Annotated in this window: 16 protein-coding genes and 1 tRNA gene; 5 read left to right on the top strand and 12 right to left on the bottom strand. The window is 48.5% G+C overall.

What is annotated here, in order from left to right:
• Positions 1-9: 9 nt before the first annotated feature.
• From HMPREF2756_RS08620 to HMPREF2756_RS08600, 5 genes are all read right to left on the bottom strand, one after another.
• Positions 10-1,101: a quinone-dependent dihydroorotate dehydrogenase gene (locus HMPREF2756_RS08620; RefSeq protein ID WP_070620336.1), complete on the bottom strand. Its 1,092-nt coding sequence runs from the start codon at positions 1,099-1,101 to the stop codon at positions 10-12.
• An 18-nt stretch (positions 1,102-1,119) separates the two neighbouring features.
• Positions 1,120-1,902 (bottom strand): isoprenyl transferase, encoded by a 783-nt coding sequence (locus HMPREF2756_RS08615; RefSeq protein ID WP_048778224.1) that lies wholly within the window; start codon positions 1,900-1,902, stop codon positions 1,120-1,122.
• A 60-nt stretch (positions 1,903-1,962) separates the two neighbouring features.
• A complete protein-coding gene (gene recO / locus HMPREF2756_RS08610) occupies positions 1,963-2,730 on the bottom strand; it encodes a DNA repair protein RecO (protein WP_070620334.1) in 768 nt (255 codons plus the stop codon).
• Positions 2,731-2,814: 84 nt separating this feature from the next.
• Positions 2,815-3,090 carry a hypothetical protein gene (locus tag HMPREF2756_RS08605; protein ID WP_070450216.1) on the bottom strand — a complete coding sequence of 92 codons (276 nt, stop codon included), beginning with the start codon at positions 3,088-3,090 and terminating at the stop codon, positions 2,815-2,817.
• A gap of 121 nt (positions 3,091-3,211) precedes the next feature.
• Complete coding sequence (locus HMPREF2756_RS08600; RefSeq protein WP_070620331.1) at positions 3,212-4,171, bottom strand: L-lactate dehydrogenase; 960 nt, start codon at positions 4,169-4,171, stop codon at positions 3,212-3,214.
• A 584-nt stretch (positions 4,172-4,755) separates the two neighbouring features.
• Between HMPREF2756_RS08600 and HMPREF2756_RS08595 the strand changes: the two genes are divergently transcribed.
• Positions 4,756-5,838: a 2,3-butanediol dehydrogenase gene (locus HMPREF2756_RS08595; RefSeq protein WP_004004647.1), complete on the top strand. Its 1,083-nt coding sequence runs from the start codon at positions 4,756-4,758 to the stop codon at positions 5,836-5,838.
• Positions 5,839-5,976: 138 nt separating this feature from the next.
• On the opposite strand, the gene HMPREF2756_RS08590 is transcribed toward HMPREF2756_RS08595, so the two are convergent.
• Positions 5,977-6,062, bottom strand: a tRNA-Leu gene (locus HMPREF2756_RS08590).
• 203 nt (positions 6,063-6,265) lie between these two features.
• On the opposite strand from HMPREF2756_RS08590, the gene pepN reads away from it, so the two are divergent.
• Positions 6,266-8,938: an aminopeptidase N gene (gene pepN, locus HMPREF2756_RS08585; protein ID WP_070620328.1), complete on the top strand. Its 2,673-nt coding sequence runs from the start codon at positions 6,266-6,268 to the stop codon at positions 8,936-8,938.
• Between the two features lie 218 nt (positions 8,939-9,156).
• Positions 9,157-10,386, top strand: coding sequence for an HIRAN domain-containing protein (locus HMPREF2756_RS08580; RefSeq protein WP_070620325.1), 1,230 nt, complete (start codon positions 9,157-9,159; stop codon positions 10,384-10,386).
• A 90-nt stretch (positions 10,387-10,476) separates the two neighbouring features.
• Here HMPREF2756_RS08580 and HMPREF2756_RS08575 read toward each other — a convergent pair whose 3' ends face one another.
• The 6 genes from HMPREF2756_RS08575 to HMPREF2756_RS08550 form a co-directional block, all read right to left on the bottom strand.
• Complete coding sequence (locus HMPREF2756_RS08575) at positions 10,477-11,610, bottom strand: LCP family protein (protein ID WP_070620322.1); 1,134 nt, start codon at positions 11,608-11,610, stop codon at positions 10,477-10,479.
• Between the two features lie 161 nt (positions 11,611-11,771).
• Positions 11,772-12,029: a type B 50S ribosomal protein L31 gene (locus HMPREF2756_RS08570; RefSeq protein ID WP_004004643.1), complete on the bottom strand. Its 258-nt coding sequence runs from the start codon at positions 12,027-12,029 to the stop codon at positions 11,772-11,774.
• Positions 12,030-12,195: 166 nt separating this feature from the next.
• Complete coding sequence (locus HMPREF2756_RS08565; protein WP_083301710.1) at positions 12,196-13,068, bottom strand: TrmH family RNA methyltransferase; 873 nt, start codon at positions 13,066-13,068, stop codon at positions 12,196-12,198.
• A gap of 67 nt (positions 13,069-13,135) precedes the next feature.
• Positions 13,136-13,921, bottom strand: a complete 786-nt coding sequence (locus HMPREF2756_RS08560) for an ABC transporter ATP-binding protein (protein WP_070620318.1) — start codon at positions 13,919-13,921, stop codon at positions 13,136-13,138.
• An 86-nt stretch (positions 13,922-14,007) separates the two neighbouring features.
• Positions 14,008-14,751: an SDR family oxidoreductase gene (locus HMPREF2756_RS08555; RefSeq protein ID WP_048779703.1), complete on the bottom strand. Its 744-nt coding sequence runs from the start codon at positions 14,749-14,751 to the stop codon at positions 14,008-14,010.
• Positions 14,752-14,817: 66 nt separating this feature from the next.
• Complete coding sequence (locus HMPREF2756_RS08550) at positions 14,818-15,534, bottom strand: beta-ketoacyl-ACP reductase (protein ID WP_048779705.1); 717 nt, start codon at positions 15,532-15,534, stop codon at positions 14,818-14,820.
• 206 nt (positions 15,535-15,740) lie between these two features.
• On the opposite strand from HMPREF2756_RS08550, the gene HMPREF2756_RS08545 reads away from it, so the two are divergent.
• Together HMPREF2756_RS08545 and HMPREF2756_RS11555 are read left to right on the top strand one after the other, a co-directional pair.
• Positions 15,741-16,232 (top strand): DUF3099 domain-containing protein, encoded by a 492-nt coding sequence (locus HMPREF2756_RS08545; RefSeq protein WP_070620315.1) that lies wholly within the window; start codon positions 15,741-15,743, stop codon positions 16,230-16,232.
• A gap of 58 nt (positions 16,233-16,290) precedes the next feature.
• Positions 16,291-16,524, top strand: a complete 234-nt coding sequence (locus HMPREF2756_RS11555) for an acetone carboxylase (RefSeq protein ID WP_080976601.1) — start codon at positions 16,291-16,293, stop codon at positions 16,522-16,524.
• The last annotated feature ends 125 nt before the right edge of the window (positions 16,525-16,649 follow it).

The following is a 16,649-nucleotide window of genomic DNA, read 5'->3' as shown; positions in this document are numbered from 1 at the left end:
TTGTGAGGCTTATTTTTGGCGCGAGCGACGGATTTTGTAGAGTCCTCGGTTGATGTGGGCGGCCCATAAGGGGCCTTCGTAGAGGAAGGCGGTATATCCTTGGACGAGGTCTGCGCCTGCGTCTAGTCGTTCTTGTACGTCCTGGGCGTTGGTTACTCCTCCGACGGAGATGAGGGCTAGTTTGTTGCCTATTTCTTTCTTGAGGAGGTGTAGGACTTCGAGTGATCGGGTTTTAAGTGGTTCTCCTGAGAGTCCTCCTGCGCCTATAGCGTTAATTTTTTCTTTGGTAGTGTGAAGTCCTAAGCCTTCGCGTGCGATTGTAGTGTTGGTTGCGATGATCCCGTCAAGCTTTAGTTCTTGGGCTAGGCGAGCGATAGCTGTTATGTCTTCGTCTACAAGGTCTGGAGCGATTTTAACGGTGAGAGGCACGTGGCGGTGGGGTGAGACTCGGTTTGCTTCTTCTCGTACGGCTTGCAGGAGTGGGCGGAGTGTTGCGATGGATTGCAGTGTACGTAGTCCTGGGGTGTTGGGGGAGCTTACGTTGACGACGAGGTAGTCTGCTTGTGGGGCTAGGGTACGTGTTGATATTAGGTAGTCTTCTATGGCGTTTTCTAGTTCTACAATCTTTGTTTTTCCGATGTTGACGCCGATAATGGGGCGTTTCTCGGGACGGTATTCGGTTTCTAGATCAGCACGTGCTGATGCGACTCGGGGTCCTGCAGCTGCGGCACCGTCGTTGTTGAATCCCATACGATTAATGACTGCTTTATCTTCGATGAGGCGGAATAAACGTGGTTGTGGGTTACCAGGTTGTGCTTGTCCGGTGATAGTGCCGATTTCGATGTGTCCGAATCCTAGTCCTGCAAGGGCTGCGATACCTTTCCCGCCTTTGTCGAAGCCTGCGGCTAGTCCGAAGGGTGAAGGGAAGGTGAGTCCCATGGCTGTGGTGCGGAGGCTGGGATTGGGTTGAAGGTAGCTTTTGAGGATGCGAGTAATGCCTAGGTTTTTAAGGGTTTGTACTCCCCAGAAGCCGATGTGGTGTGCTTTTTCGGGATCCATGCCTGCGAAGAAGATTTTGAAGAAGGTTGGGTATAGTCGCATCGTTTGCTCCTTGTGGTGTTAGTTTTTGGGGCTGGGGATTTTGTCGGTGGCGCCTCCGTAGCGGCGGTCGCGGCTGGCGTATTCTTCGACGGCTTTATAGAGGGTTAGGCGGTCTACATCTGGCCAGAGTACGTTCATGAAGACGAATTCGGCGTAGGCGCTTTGCCAGAGGAGGAAGTTGGATATTCGTTGTTCGCCTGATGATCGGAGGAAGAGGTCGACGTCTGGTAGGTCTGGTTCGTCGAGGTATTTTTGGAAAGTTTTTTCTGTGATAGAGGAGGGTTTAAGGATGCCTGCTTGTACGTCTTGTGCAATAGTTGCGGCTGCGTCTGCGATTTCTGCGCGTCCTCCATAGTTGACGCACATAGTGAGGGTGCAGGTGGTGTTATTGATAGTTTCGCGTTCGCATTGTTCGAGTTGTGAGATGACGTTTTTCCAGAGTTTGGGGCGGCGTCCTGCCCAGCGGATACGTACTCCCCAGGATTTGAGGGTTTCGAGTTGCCGGTTGAGGACTTCGGTGGAGAAACGCATGATGAAGGATACTTCGCTGGGTGAGCGTTTCCAGTTTTCTGTGGAGAAGGCATAGGCGCTGATATAGGGTATGCCCATTTCTATGGCTCCTGCAACGATGTCGAGGAGGGCTGCTTCGCCTGCTCGATGTCCTTCGTTGCGTGGGAGTCCGCGTTCGTTGGCCCAGCGTCCATTGCCATCCATGACAACGGCAACGTGTTGAGGGATGAATTTTTTGGGTATGGGGGGTGGGGTTGTTCCGGAGGGGTGTGCCGGTGGTTTTTGTGGCATGGGATTCTTTCCGGGTTGATGGTGTGTTACTACAGTATTTTACCGTGTTTGATGTTGTTTTTAGGTTTCTAGTTCGAGGTAGGTGAGGGTCTTGAGGGGGGTTTCGAGGTAGTTTTGGGTGGTGTGTAGGGTGAGGTTGAGTATTTTGCGTGCCGCGAGAGGTGAGGCGTTGTCTACGGTGTCCCAGTTCCCTTTATAGAGGGCTTGTATATAGTTATATTCGGTGGGTGTTATGGGTGTTGTAGGGGTGTCATTTTGGTGGGCGCAAGTTTTGCAGAGGGTTCCTGTTATGCCATGTGTACCTGCTGGGTGGTACCCAGTGGTGATGGGTTGATTGCAGTATGTGCAGGTGTCAGTGAAGATGAGCCAGCCTGCGAATTTCATGGCACGTAAGATATAGCTTGTGAGGATGCGCTGTGGTGTGTGTTTGTTGTGGGCTAGCGTGGCGATTGCTCCATGAGTGAGGTGGTAGTGTGGGTTGGTGTCGTGGGGGGTACTGTTGGTGTTGAGTGTCTCTGCGATTTCAGCGATGGTGTTTGCGGCGGTGTAGGCGTTGTAGTTACCCATGAGAGTCGCTGTATAGGCATGTATGGTTGCGGTTTGGGATATGATGTGGAGGTTTGTTTTGCCTCGGGTGAGGGATATGTCGGTGTGCATATAGGGCTCTAGCCGAGCACCGAATTTTGAGTTTGGTTTGCGGATTGATTTGGCAACGGCGTGGATGACTCCGTTGTTTTGGGTGAGCATGATGATGATGCGGTCTGCTTCGCCTAGGTTTTGGGTGCGGAGGATGAGGGCGTGGTCTCGGAGGTGTTTTGGGGTGCTCATGGTTTTATGTTTGTGGTGTGTGAAGAGAAACCCCGCATTCTGGCGGGTGGCTAGGATGCGGGGCCTGAGGGTTTGGTTGTGTGGTTAGTTTTTTTCGTATTCGATATCGTCGTCTTCGTCGTCGGTGTCGGTGAGGAATTCGTCGAAGTTTTCGTCGTCATCTCCGTAGACGCTAAGAGGTGTTACTTCGTTATGTACTTCGAAGAGGGCATTTTCGTAGGCTTCAAAAGCGTTTGCAATTTCGACATAGGCTTCGTCGATTACGGGGTCGTGTTCGCGGGTGCGGTGGGTGACGGCGTCAAGGTGTGTTTCGAGGGCGTCGAGTAGACGAGTGAGTTCGGTGCGGGGGTCAGTGCTCATGTGTCTAGTCTACTATCTTTTATGGCTATTGTGGTTGGAGAGTGTCATATTGTGAAGGTATGACAAACGCGTACCCAGTGTGTTTGGGCACGCGTTTAGAAGGGTGTTTTAGGAATGTTCTTTAGAATCCTAGGATTTCCAGGGATGCGCGGATTGCTTCTGCGGAGGCGCGTAGCTTATTGTGTTCTTCGTCGTTCATGGGAACGCTGAGGACTCGCTGTACGCCTTCGTAGTTTACGACGGAGGGTAGGGACAGTGCTACGTCTTTGAAGCCGTAGAGTTCGCCTGCTGCAATGGTGGAGATTGGCAGTACGGCGTTCTGATCTCGGAGGAAGCCTTCTGCAATTCGTGCCGCGGAAACACCGATGGCGTAGTTGGTGGATCCTTTACCTTCAATGACTTTATAGGCTGCGCGCATCGCTTCGTGCGCTAGTTCTGCACGTACTTCTTCAGTAAATACTTTGGTGCCGTTGTATTCCCAGTCAATGAGGGGTACCATGCCGATGTTAGCTGCCGACCAGACAGGGAACTCCGAGTCCCCGTGTTCGCCAATGATATTTGCGTGAACGCTCTTGATGGAGACTCCGGCTTTGCTGGCGACGAGCCAGCGCAGTCGAGAAGAATCGAGTACGGTACCGGAGGATAGTACTCGGTGTGAGGGTAGCCCGGTGATCTTCTGGGCGACAACAGTGAGTACGTCGCAGGGGTTGGTAACCAGCATGTAAATTGCGTTGGGTGACATTTCCATAAGGTTTGGCAGTAATTTTTCGAGGATGCGTACGTTTGCTCCTGCGAGTTCGAGGCGGGGCTGCCCGGGCTCTTGGCGGGCACCTGCGGTAATGATGATCATGTCGCAGTCACGCAGGATTTCGAGGTCGTCTCCGCCGGTGAGCTGCGCTTCATGGGCGAACATAGAACCGTGGGCGATATCGAGGGCTTCAGCGTGTGCTCGTTTGCCGTCAATGTCGTAAAGGACGATTTCATTTGCAGAGCCACGTAGGGTTGCTGCGTATGCGGTTGCAGATCCGACACCGCCTGCGCCGATGATGCCGAGTTTAGTGGTAGATTTTACGTTGTTCATTGGGTCGCCGCCCTGTCTTGGGGTTGTTGATTTGTCTGATATGTGGGCAGAAGCACGGAGTGTCTTCTGAAGTTCCCATTATCTATTATGCCTTGTTCTTTGGGGTTTATGTTGGTTTAGTTGCTCTTTTCACGATTTTTTATGTGAGTTTTTACTAGAAGACCATATTTTTCTCCCAAGAAGCCATATAAGGGCTTTATGACTTTTTGATTAATATCACATAATTTAACCCTTATTTCTGGGGGCAGGGAACCTCCCAAGCCCAAACATATCTAGAGGAACTCACAGCTAGAATACTATTGCGAAGAGTAGTTTTCGTACATTGTCTGGTAGTGGTCTACAAGTTTGGTAATTTTGGTGGGTTTATACGATATTTGGGCTGAAACTACACGTTTATGTCATATAAAGTATTTTTTCTATATTTCCTAGTAAACATTGGCATGGAAGAGTAGCGTTATAGATGTAGGCTATTGAGCCTGCGCTTAACTAACCTAGTGCTGTAACAAGTCGGTTTGCGTGATAACAACAGAGTATTCAGCATTAGGCGCATCATATAGAGCCTCAAAGGTAAAGGAGTCTATCCCATGAAGGCAGCTCGTTTTTACGACCGTAATGACATTCGCATTGAGGACATACCCACCCCCGAAGTACAACCCGGTGAAGTGTTGGTCAAAGTAGCATGGTGTGGTATCTGTGGCACTGATTTGCACGAGTATCTTGATGGACCTATTTTCTGCCCTAAACATGGGCATCCGCATCCAATCTCAGGAGAAGATTCTCCTGTAACCCTTGGTCACGAATTCTCAGGTATCGTAGAAGCTTTAGGCGAAGGCATTTCCGATCTTGAAGTCGGAGATCATGTTGTGGTTGAGCCATACATTATTGCAGACTCTGTAGATGTCGGCCCAGATTCGAAGACCTATCATCTTTCTAAGAACATGAACTTTATTGGTCTTGCTGGCCGTGGAGGCGGACTATCAGAGAAGGTATCTGTAAAACGCCGTTGGGTTCACAAGATCTCTAAAGACCTTCCGTTAGATGAAGCTGCACTGATTGAGCCTTTGAGTGTCGGTTATCATGCAGTTGAGCGCGCCGGAGAAATCAAAGACGGTGACTTTGCGCTAGTTACTGGTGCTGGCCCCATTGGCCTGCTTACCTCCGCCGTGCTTAAAGCTAAGGGGGCGAAGGTCATTATCTCTGAGCTGTCCTCGCTACGCCGTCAGAAAGCATTGGATTCTGGAGTTGCAGACTATGCCTTCTCCCCTGCTGAGGTTGATGTCCTAGCAGAAATTCATAAGCTGACCAATGATAAGGGTGTAGACGTAGCCTTTGAATGCACCTCTGTACAGCCTGCACTAGACCTCATTCTGGATGCACTCAAGCCTACCGGTAAAGCCGTGATCGTATCCATTTGGGGTAAACCAGCATCGTTGGATGTTCAGAAGGTCGTGCTTAAGGAGCTCGATATTCGAGGAACCATTGCATACGTGAACAGCCACCCGGAAACTATCAAACTTGTAGAGTCAGGCAAGATTAACCTCAAGCCGTTCATTACTGGCAGGATTCCTCTTGAAGATCTCATTGACAAGGGATTTGACACGTTGATTAACCACAACGAGACTGCCGTAAAGATCCTCGTCACTACCGATCCGCAGCTTTTGCCCTAGGTAACTTTCTTGTAGCCTTACAGGCAAGTCGCGAGCGCCTTATATTCTGTCTGTCAGAGTATAGGGCGCTCTAATTATTATTGTGGAAAAGTGAAATAGAAAAGGGCCTCTGATGTTTATCAGAGACCCTTTATAATGTGCGCGAGGGGGGACTTGAACCCCCACCCTCTAATACGAGGACTAGCACCTCAAGCTAGCGCGTCTGCCTATTCCGCCACCCGCGCAGGTTACCTTTGAGAGGGCTTTGCCTGCTCAAAGCAACAAGTAATACTATACGGTTGGCAAGTACAAGCAGGCAAATCTATATAACGTGTTATCCGTCACTTTTAAACATTTAGTACTCCCCATGTTCCTTTCTAGTAACATACAGTACAGTGTTCGGGTCACGTCCATGAAGTACTGCATGTGAGAGTTTAGAATAGAAACTATGAATAACGAGAACCTCTCACGCGAAGAAGCTGCAGAACGGTCAGCGCTCATTATCGTAGACTCATATCATGTTCACCTTGATTTGACCCATGCCAAGGATGAAAATTTCGAGACATACCCTACAGTTACAACCGTTAAGTTTAAATCCCGTAAGCCTGGTGCCCAGACTTTCATTGATTATATTCGCCACTCTATCGATTCTGTTAGGCTTAATGGCGCGCAGCTTGACCTCAACAAGGTTGTTGATGGCTCACGCATCATGCTGCCCGAGCTTGCCGAGGAAAACGAACTTACTGTTCACGGGCGTTCATACTATTCACGGTCGGGAGAAGGTCTGCACCGCTATATTGATCCTTCGGATGGGCGTGTATATCTTTACACCCAATATGAGCCCGCCGATTGCCGTCGTGTATTCCCCAACTTTGAGCAACCCGATCTGAAGGCTGTTTTTAATTTCCGAATCACAGCCCCACGAGATTGGGTTGTCAGCTCGAACGGGGTTCTAGAATCTGAGGTGTCCGACCCGACTGACTCAAATATCGTTAAGCGCGTTTTTGCTCCTACCGAGCGAATTTCTACCTACATTACCGCAGTGTTAGCAGGTGAATACTTCACAGTCACCGATACCTATAAACCCCAGAGTATTACTAACAGCGGCGATATTCCTTTAGTGGCGTACTGCCGCCATTCTCTAAAGCCCCATTTTGACTACGATAATATCTTCCGAGTCACTAAGAACGGCTTAGATTTCTTCCAGGATCTCTTTGACTATCCCTACCCTTACCCGAAGTACGAACAGGCGTTCGTCCCCGAATATAACATCGGCGCGATGGAGAACCCCGGTCTCGTAACATTCACTGAGGATTTCATTTTTGTCTCTGGTGCTACCGAAGATGATCTTGAAGGTCGCGCAAACACTATCTGCCATGAGATGGCACATATGTGGTTTGGAGATCTTGTCACTATGAAATGGTGGGATGATCTCTGGCTTAAAGAGTCATTTGCTGATTTCATGGGTGCTCTAGGTGCTATTGAAGCTAATGGTTTTAACGATGCTTGGGTAACATTCGCGAATCACCGTAAATCTTGGGCATATCTGCAAGATCAGCTTCCTACGACGCATCCCATTGTCGCGGATATACCTCATTTGGAAGCTGCAGCCCAAAATTTCGATGGCATAACTTACGCCAAGGGTGCCTCCACCTTGAAGCAGCTTGTTTCCTATGTAGGCTTTGATACCTTTATCGAAGCGGCACGCGTCTATTTCAAACGTTTTGCTTGGGGGAACACCTCGCTTCAAGACTTTCTTGATGTACTTAATGAGGTCTCAGGTCGCGATATGCAGACCTGGTCTCAAGCGTGGTTACAGACTTCTGGTCTATCTACCCTCGGTACTCGACGCGTTTACCGCGAAGATGGTAAGCTCCAGGATTTGTACCTCACTCAGCAGCTACCCGACACTCAGCCAGCCGGTATAGGTCGCCCGCATGTGGTAAAGCTTGAAACTTTTATCCTTCAAGAAGAAAAACTTGTCTCAACAGGCACTCTCTCCCTTGAATACCCTGCCGATCCTATCGCGGAGTATCGTGTCTCTTTGCCCCAAGAGCACAAGAAGACTGTAGGTGAAGCTGACTTACTTATGCTCAATGCAGAAGACCACACCTACGCAAAGATCATGCTCACCGATGAGGATGGTCTTCAAGCGGCAATTGCAGGAGTATCCACTCTTGAATCATCTCTTTCTCGCGGTCTTATCTGGGGATCTCTCTGGGAAAGCGTGCGCGATGCCCGACTTCCCGTTGCCACTTTCGTAGACGCAGCAGTACGGAACGTATCCTGTGAGAGCAGTGCATCCCTTTTGGGAAGTATGGTGTCGAACAGCCAAAACGCTATTACTAATTTTGGTGCCCCCAAGTCTCGACAGCCTTTGTATGATGCTCTCTATGAGTCTTTCTCGAAAGCGCTCGCTGCCGCCAAACCTGGCTCCGATACGCAGCTCATATTGCTTCGAGGACTTATCTCTATTTCTTCCTACTCAACTCAAGGTGAAGATCTCTGCCGCGATATCGCCCGAGGGGCTTTTGAAGATACTGTGGGAGATATTGCCGATGCGACTGGTATCCCCTACGATCAGAATCTTGGATGGAGTGCTTTGGGTACCCTGACGGGGCGTAACCTTGTTACTGTTGCTGATTTAGACCGAGCTGCACAGTACAATCCGTCATCAATCTCAAAGAATGGCTACGCATTTGCGATCGCGGCTATTCCTGATGCCGACCACAAAGCAGCCGCTTATAAACGCATCATGGAAGACTCTTCATTATCCAACGACGCCTTGACCTCAACAGCAAATGGTTTCTTGCGAGGGGATGTTGAGCTGCGGACTCCTTACTATAAGCCTTTCTTCGATTCGCTCCTATCAATGTGGGACACCCGTTCCATTGGTATGGCCACTCGTATAGTTCGCGGTTTATACCCCCGTTCGCTCTACAATTACGGATCCGCTGAAGGAACCGGGGTTAGCGATAATCCTTCAGTTGCTCTAGCCCAAGAATGGTTACACAAGAATCCATCAGCCCCCTCCGCACTACGTCGGCTCATTTTGGAGGCACAAGATAATGCGCATCGGAATATGATCGGTCAGCAATTCAATAGTTCTTTATCCGACTAGCACTTTCTAGGCATTACAGCCTGGTACAGTATCTCTTCTTCACGCCGCTGTACTGGGCTGTAGCCTATCTATAGGTTTCATTAACGTGAAGCAAGATTTTGACCACATTCATCAATTCCTTAAACGTCACCCAAAAGTTACTTTACGTGTAGGGTACTAGTTATTCCCAAAAACGTGAGAGAATTAGAACATATTCATCACCACCTAAGGAGTTTGCTTTGGTCGATTATGCTCTCGGCGACCGTGGAACCCTCACAATTGTCACCGACAACTACTATGAGGCTGAGACTCTACAAGTCTTTCAAGAGCTCCATGTCAACCGTGAACAGTCCTGGCAAGGCAAAGCTCGCCTTGTTCCAGAACCTGATAACCCCTACGAGGCAAACAGCATTGCTGTATACGTTGGGGATCATAAAGTGGGACGTTTAAGTCGTGACGATTCTGCAAACTATTGGAACGCGATTACCCGCGTTGTTGCTTCCGGTTTCTCTCCTACAGCACAGCTGCAACTCAATGCTATTGCTCTACGAGCTGATAGCGGACCGCACATTAAAAGTGTAGGAAAACTCTTTCTGTCGTCACCAACCTTGCTGTTTCCTCTCAACCATGCCTCAGCGCGAGCAGCTATTCTTCCTCAAGGTCCTTCAATCAAAGTGCTTGACGAGAATGGACACGCTGAATATCTTCACAGTATTTTGCCGCCAACAGGTGAAGGACGGGTAATTTTAAGACTTGAAGTACAACAGGTTAAAAACCCAGATGGGCACATGGTCAGTTCGGTAGAAGTTTTCCATGAGGATACTCATGTAGGGCGTTTAAGCTCCCAAATATCAGAACAGTTTATTCCTGTCATTGAACATGCTGCGAAACATGACAAACTCACCAATGTCTGGGGCACGATACGCGGTAACAGGCTCGAGCTTTCATTAACTATTCAGGCGGTGCGGTCAGAGAATATCCCAGAACAGTGGTACAAAGATTTACCCAACGATGTACCTGAGCTCCTACCTGAGGCCAAGAAGTATGAGGTTCCCGATGCTTTTGTCCCAGCTGAAGCGGAAAACACTCAAGGGAAGCATATTCTTCCTCAGAAGATTCGCGGATTTATCACCTCTGTTGCAGGAAAAAACGGAGTCAGCGAGGCGATCACGGCACACGAAGTTATCCCGGAGAAAGCAGCTAAACCCGTATCTTTCGATGATCTTCCTGAAGAACACACGCGCCTGCTTACCCTCGTCAAAATTATAGGTATAACCCTTCTTATAGTTGGCTTAGCAATTGCAATTTGGCGTGTTCTTCTTGGAGTCCTCATAGCAATTATGGGCGGAGCTCTCTACTCAATCGCTCTGTATTTTGGTCGTCGGTTACTCAGACTGGCTGCTGAAGAACATGCATCCCAGACTGTTACCGTAACTCCTATACCAGCTAGAACACACGTGCAACATTAAGATAAAATTTGGGGTAGTCAGCACGTCAGATACTGTGCTGACTACCCCAAATTTTATCTGCAGGATCTATAGACCCGTATATAGACATACCTAGTCAGACCCATAAGTATTCATAAAATCCTGCATACGATCAGCTTTCAAAGCCTCCGTCAACGAATCAACAGCAGGCTGATTAATAATAATGATTGACTGACCATCATAAGACCAGCCAGGGCCTGCGTTAGGAAGCGTCGTCATATGTAAAGCAGCCGAACCACCATTAATGACAGGTGCCGCAATTCGAAGAATCTCACCAGAACCTAAACCGCTATCAACCTTGACGTAGCCGCTAAAGGCATCCACCATATTCTTAAAATTAGTGATGTTACCCAAAAACCCCTGTTTTTGGATGGTCGTATAGAGTCCACGTAAATATGCACGTTGATTACGTACACGCTGATAATCACCCGATGCAAAAGAATACCGCTCACGCACAAACGCTAAAGCAGTGCTGCCATCCATATGCATGGTACCCGGTGTAAAGTTCCAAACGCCTGTTTGGAAAGCAAAAGGAACTTGAACATCAACGCCACCTAGAGCGTTAGTAAGCCCTTTAAACCCATCAAAATCTATTTCTGCTACATGGTCAATCTTGACACCAATTAGTTGTTCAATGGTCTCAATTTGTAAGCTAATGCCTCCATAGTTGAGAGCTGCATTCACCTTCGCGTTTCCATACCCGGGGATACTTACCCACGAATCACGCATGATAGAAACGAAATAAACGCCTTCCCCGTTTTTAGGAATGTGCATCAGCATAATAGTATCTGCCCGAGCCCCACTAACTGTTGCAGCTTCTTGCCCTGAACGTTGATCGCTACCAAGAAGAAGAATATTAGTTCCTTCGCCTTTTACGACCTGACGCGTCTTACCACCCTCTAAGGAGTCAAGAATTCCGTTCCCATTCTTGTCAAGGTCATTAGCAAGAGAATCTGCCGTTTTACCATCGGGACCCACAATATTTGGATCATTATTCGGGTCTCCCAGGTTTTTTCTTAAAGAGTCTAAATCTCCTTGTGAATTCGTAATGGAATCAAATTTTTGAGTCTTGGAGTCCCAGGTATGCCCAATGCTCCACAGGTAAACCCCCACTCCGATGATAAGAGTAAGAATAAGGATAGCAAGAATAATTAGTACCCGTTTAAGAGTCTTTCGACGGGGTTTTTCAGCGAGCGCTTCGCTCATGGGTTTGTTTCCTTCGAGTGATGTGATAACGGCATAACCCGCATAAGAATACCGTTACAAAGTGAGTTACCTTCACATTGTAACGGTAGAAAATAAGAACACACCCCGTATCAGATTTTTAATCTATATTACGGGGTGTGTTCTTTATTGCATTCTACGTTTTACGCTTTCTTACCAAAGTTTGCAAAACGTGCGTTGAAGCGTTCGACGCGACCTGCGGAATCCATGATACGCTGCTTACCGGTGTAGAACGGATGCGACTCAGAGGAGATCTCGACCTCAACGATGGGGTATTCGTTACCGTCTTCCCACTTCTCGGTTTTATCCGAAGTCATCGTGGAACGAGTCAAGAAAACTTTACCGGATGCAAGGTCACGGAATAGTACCGGACGGTACTCCGGGTGGATATCTGCCTTCATGCTTAATTACCTTCTTCTGTCACTGGATTTTGCCAGTAACCCTAAATAGATGGAGTAGGTTTTACGATGCACGCAGAGCGCACCATAGACCGGCTTAAAATGCACAGCCAGCTATCAAGGATACCACCTTTAAAGAGGTAACGCTATGTTCTTAGAGGGCTTGTTGTTACGAACGCAGCCTCGTTTCCCAAAACGCAACAGCTGACGCAGCTGCCACGTTCAAAGAATCGACGCCGTGGGTCATAGGAATCATAACCGTGTGTTTTGTCTGCGCCAATGTATGCGGTGAGAGTCCGTGTCCTTCTGTTCCTAGGATTAAAGCTAACTTCTTATCCTGACGTGCTGAAAGTTGCCCCAAGGTAAGAGAGTCCTCATCTAGTGCAAGTGCGGCACTTTCAAATCCGTGCTCGTGTAGAATTTCCAGGTCTTTTGGCCAGAGGGTAATTCTGGCCCAAGGTACTTGAAATACAGTTCCCATAGAAACGCGGATAGAGCGCCTATACAGCGGGTCAGCGCATCGTGGAGTAACTAGCACTGCGTCTACGCCTAGCGCCGCTGCGGAACGAAATATAGCCCCAACATTCGTGTGGTCAACAATATCTTCTAAGACTGCGACGCGGTGAGCCCCGTAAATAATATCTTCTACGGTTTGAGGAGCAGGGCGCGCCATTGCCGCTAAAGCTCCGCGATGTAGATGAAAGCCAGTTATTCGTTCAAGTTCTTCTTCCGATCCTACAAAGGCAGGAATATTATTATACTTCGTCAGTATGTCGGAAAGATCATCTGCCCATTTCTCGCTCATAAGGAATGAGAGGGGACGGTGTCCTGCATGTAAAGCACGCCGTACCACTTTTGATGACTCCGCAATATAAATACCCCAGTCAGGTTCGAGGGCAGAACGTAATCTCACATCAGTTAGGTGGGTATAATAACGAAGTGTTTGTTCAGACGCTTGAGCTAATGGCACCACAGACGATATTGCGTACACTCGTTCTGCCCGTGCTTGCAGTTCTTGGGGTGATAATTGTTTCTTCTTCATAAAGATACTACTGGATCATAAACTTGCTCCCACCACGTACGTATGTATGGTGGGAGCAAGATAAAGCTTAGCGTTTAAAAGCACTGTAGCGCCCTGTCGAAGTGGCTGTTAAAACTAGATCCATCGCATATGTTAATGCAAGATTATTTTCTGTGATGATCTGAGCAATAGGTCCAGATGCTACCACACGACCGTCGCGGAGCATGAGAGCGTGTGTGAAGCCTGCAGGAATTTCTTCAAGATGGTGCGTGATGAGTACAGTAGCCGGTGCGTAAGGATCAACGGCGAGTGTTGTAAGCCTCTCTACCAAATCTTCGCGTCCAGCGATATCCATACCGGCCCCAGGTTCATCAAGTAATAGGAGTTCGGGGTCGGTCATGAGAGCGCGTGCGATAAGAGTACGTTTGCGCTCGCCATCGGAGAGTGAACCGAATTGACGCTCTGCCAAAGCATCTACGCCCCAGTCTTGAAGAAGTTCTTGGGCGCGATCGCCGTCGAGGGCGTCGTATTCCTCTTTCCAACGTCCTGAAACGGCATACGCGGCCGTCATGACAGCATCAGAAACTTTCTCTCGGTCAGGGATCTGTGTGGCGGTTGCTCCCGATGACAGCCCGATGCGCGGGCGAAGCTCAAAGACATCAACGGAGCCGAGAGTCTCGTCTAAGATCTCTACTTGTCCGACTGTGGGGTGCAAACGCGCCGCTGCGACCGATAAAAGTGTTGATTTTCCGGCACCATTTGGACCCAAGACAACCCAACGTTCGCCTTCATTGACAATCCAGGAAACGTTATCGAGAATATTGCGACCGCCGCGCATGACGCTCACGTTTTGAAGATTAAGTACAGTGCTCATGGTTATTCTCTTCTACGATATGATCTCTACCTATGTGGGAAGGAGCAAGCCCTTTGGGGTCCTGCTTCTTCGCTCTATACGTACTTCTAATCGATGAACCCGCGAGCTCCACCGACCAGCTCAACGTGTCCAGTCTGAACATCTGCGGTAACCATGGCTGCTACCTCATGGGCAAACTCGTTGACAGTGTAGAGCCTACCTGCTGTCTCTCGACGATATTCAAGAGCCCCAGGATGCAGGCGGTTAAGCAAAGTTGCAGTCACAGTTCCTTCAATCATGTCAGCTGATACGACGACAAGTGAAATTCCTTTCTCAGTGAGCGCAGGTATTTCGGCGATGAGCGCATCTTCTCCTGCTCGTTTGGACTCTGCAACCGACTGGTATTCTGCCAGGGTTTCAACTTCGCGGATAAAGTGTGCCTGGTGACTGGTGACAAAAACGATGCGTCCTCCGTTGGGCATTTTTTCAGCTGCAAGTCGTGCAAGGTTAAGCTGTGCATCTCGGTTGAGACGCATTGCGTAGTCTTCACCCATACCAGTTTCCATACCGCCCGATGCGTTCAAGATGAGATAGTCCAAGGAGCCGTAGGTTTCGATAGCAACATTCACAAGGTTTGTGAGGTCTTCAGACTTAGTTACGTCTGCTTGTACGGCGGTCGCGTGTCCGCCAGCTTCTTCGATAGCTTTGACGACCTTATTGGCTCGAGGGGCTTTGGAGCGATAGTTAACTATGATGTTTGCCCCTTGAGCCGCTAGGATTTGGGCAGTATCTGCACCTACACCTCGTGAAGACCCTGTGATAATAACGGTTTTACCGGCGAGCTGTGACATACATTTTCCTTTGTTGGTTCTGTGCTTTCTGAAAGTAAGACGTTTATGGCATGTGATAGGAAGAACCTAGTGTCCCATACCTAGACCGCCGTCTACAGGGATAACGGCGCCTGAGATGTAATCTGCCTCTGGCGAAGCTAACCAGCGAATAACCCGTGCTACCTCAGCAGGGTCGGCAAAACGTCCTGCCGGGATAGTTTTCAGGTAATTCTCTTTGGTTTCCTCAGGCAGGCTATCGGTCATATCGGTGTTAATAAATCCCGGTGCTACAACATTTGCCGTAATATTTCGACCTCCGAGCTCACGGGTGATGGAACGAGCCATACCAACAAGAGCCGCTTTAGACGATGAGTAGTTAACCTGTCCTGGAGAACCATATAGCCCTACAACAGAGGAGACGAGGATAATACGGCCTCGTTTGAGTTTGATCATACCTTTGATCGCACGCTGTGCTACACGAAAAGAACCAGTGAGATTGGTATCGATAACATCCATGAAATCCGTTTCCTTCATGCGCATAAGCAGCATGTCACGAGTAATACCTGCATTCGCCACAAGGATTTCTACAGGACCGTATTCCGCTTCAATAGTTTTAAAAGCTTCATTAATGCTGTCTGCGTCTCGGACGTCAGCTTTAACGGCAAAGAACTCTGTGGGCGCTTCCCCGCTACGGTAGGTCACACAAACATTGTGCCCTGATGCTTTAAACTCCTGCGCGATCTTGTAGCCGATACCACGATTACCACCGGTAACAAGAACGGTCTTGGGGGTGTTATCACTCATTATTTTCCCTATAAATTTGGGGTTACTGGTCATACCTATTCTAGCCCGTTATCTATATGATGTGGTGAGTATCTGTTCTTGCAACACTTAACACCATAAGGAATAGAAGGTTTAGACTAATCAGTACAGGTAATTACCACCATGTGAATCGAAGCTAAAACGCTATCATAGAGAGTTCGTTACTGTAATTCTGAGGAGGTGTGTCAATGACTGCTGAAAAGCACTGGACAGCCGAAGACCTCGCGGCTCATGGTTACTACTTATCTACAGTTGATGTCGTAGAACGATTTGAAGACTCTTTAGTGACATACGAAATCAGTAATGCTTCTGCTCCGTTATCGGAGCGTGTAGATAAACGTGCTCGAGACTACATCCTCAAAATGGCGATTCGTGTAGTTTGTATTGTAGGCGCTGTATTTACAGATGGTGCCCTGCGCTGGATATGCGTCGCAGGTGCAGTACTGTTGCCTTGGGTGGCTGTAGTACTTGCGAATGGTGAGTCAAAACAGGAATCGAGTGGATTTACTGCCTATTTGCCTGAGCATCATCGGCGAGCTTTAGAAATAGGAGCAGCGTCGAATGCATCTACTGCAGATAATAAGTCCGACGCCTCTGAGAACTCTCATTGCTACGCACAAGATGCGGATTCTTCGTCGCCTTATAATCGAATCGATGTCATAGATATTTCTGAAATATAGTTTCAACAGGCATAAATACCGTTACGCGCAATATAGTAGTAAAAAGATGGAGGTGTCAATGGATCTTCTGGGCTCTTTAGCGGGGAGCTCCTCCCCTAGTTTAGATATTTGTTCACGTAAAGGCTGCCACAACGAGGCAACGTACCAGATTCTCTGGAATAACCCGAAGGTTCACACTCCTGAGCGCCGCAAGGTCTGGTTGGCTTGTCATGAGCACGTTCAATGGCTTGAGAATTATTTACGGGAGAGGGAGCTTTGGAAACAGACCCTACCGTTTCCCCAAAAGTCCTAGCTTCATAAACTCTATTTCAGCCATAGTTAGAGATAGGGACGTAAGCACCATATCACTGTATTGTCCGAGCGTTCTCCCCTACCATAAGTAATACAGGTACACCACCGTCTCTATATACACATCTA

The sequence above is a fragment of the Rothia sp. HMSC067H10 genome, assembly GCF_001810635.1.
Taxonomy (GTDB): domain Bacteria; phylum Actinomycetota; class Actinomycetes; order Actinomycetales; family Micrococcaceae; genus Rothia; species Rothia dentocariosa.
Note: the sequence above shows the minus strand (reverse complement) of the source record. Positions and strands in the feature narration are given on the sequence as shown.

Excerpts from the sequence above, each read along its gene's own strand:
- pepN (WP_070620328.1), top strand. The coding sequence starts at position 6,266 with ATGAATAACGAGAACCTCTCACGCGAAGAAGCTGCAGAACGGTCAGCG.
- HMPREF2756_RS08550 (WP_048779705.1), bottom strand. The coding sequence starts at position 15,534 with ATGAGTGATAACACCCCCAAGACCGTTCTTGTTACCGGTGGTAATCGT.
- HMPREF2756_RS11555 (WP_080976601.1), top strand. The coding sequence starts at position 16,291 with ATGGATCTTCTGGGCTCTTTAGCGGGGAGCTCCTCCCCTAGTTTAGAT.
- HMPREF2756_RS08565 (WP_083301710.1), bottom strand. The coding sequence starts at position 13,068 with ATGAAGAAGAAACAATTATCACCCCAAGAACTGCAAGCACGGGCAGAA.
- HMPREF2756_RS08560 (WP_070620318.1), bottom strand. The coding sequence starts at position 13,921 with ATGAGCACTGTACTTAATCTTCAAAACGTGAGCGTCATGCGCGGCGGT.
- HMPREF2756_RS08575 (WP_070620322.1), bottom strand. The coding sequence starts at position 11,610 with ATGAGCGAAGCGCTCGCTGAAAAACCCCGTCGAAAGACTCTTAAACGG.
- recO (WP_070620334.1), bottom strand. The coding sequence starts at position 2,730 with ATGAGCACCCCAAAACACCTCCGAGACCACGCCCTCATCCTCCGCACC.
- HMPREF2756_RS08555 (WP_048779703.1), bottom strand. The coding sequence starts at position 14,751 with ATGTCACAGCTCGCCGGTAAAACCGTTATTATCACAGGGTCTTCACGA.
- HMPREF2756_RS08595 (WP_004004647.1), top strand. The coding sequence starts at position 4,756 with ATGAAGGCAGCTCGTTTTTACGACCGTAATGACATTCGCATTGAGGAC.
- HMPREF2756_RS08605 (WP_070450216.1), bottom strand. The coding sequence starts at position 3,090 with ATGAGCACTGACCCCCGCACCGAACTCACTCGTCTACTCGACGCCCTC.
- HMPREF2756_RS08570 (WP_004004643.1), bottom strand. The coding sequence starts at position 12,029 with ATGAAGGCAGATATCCACCCGGAGTACCGTCCGGTACTATTCCGTGAC.
- HMPREF2756_RS08600 (WP_070620331.1), bottom strand. The coding sequence starts at position 4,171 with ATGAACAACGTAAAATCTACCACTAAACTCGGCATCATCGGCGCAGGC.
- HMPREF2756_RS08615 (WP_048778224.1), bottom strand. The coding sequence starts at position 1,902 with ATGCCACAAAAACCACCGGCACACCCCTCCGGAACAACCCCACCCCCC.
- HMPREF2756_RS08620 (WP_070620336.1), bottom strand. The coding sequence starts at position 1,101 with ATGCGACTATACCCAACCTTCTTCAAAATCTTCTTCGCAGGCATGGAT.
- HMPREF2756_RS08545 (WP_070620315.1), top strand. The coding sequence starts at position 15,741 with ATGACTGCTGAAAAGCACTGGACAGCCGAAGACCTCGCGGCTCATGGT.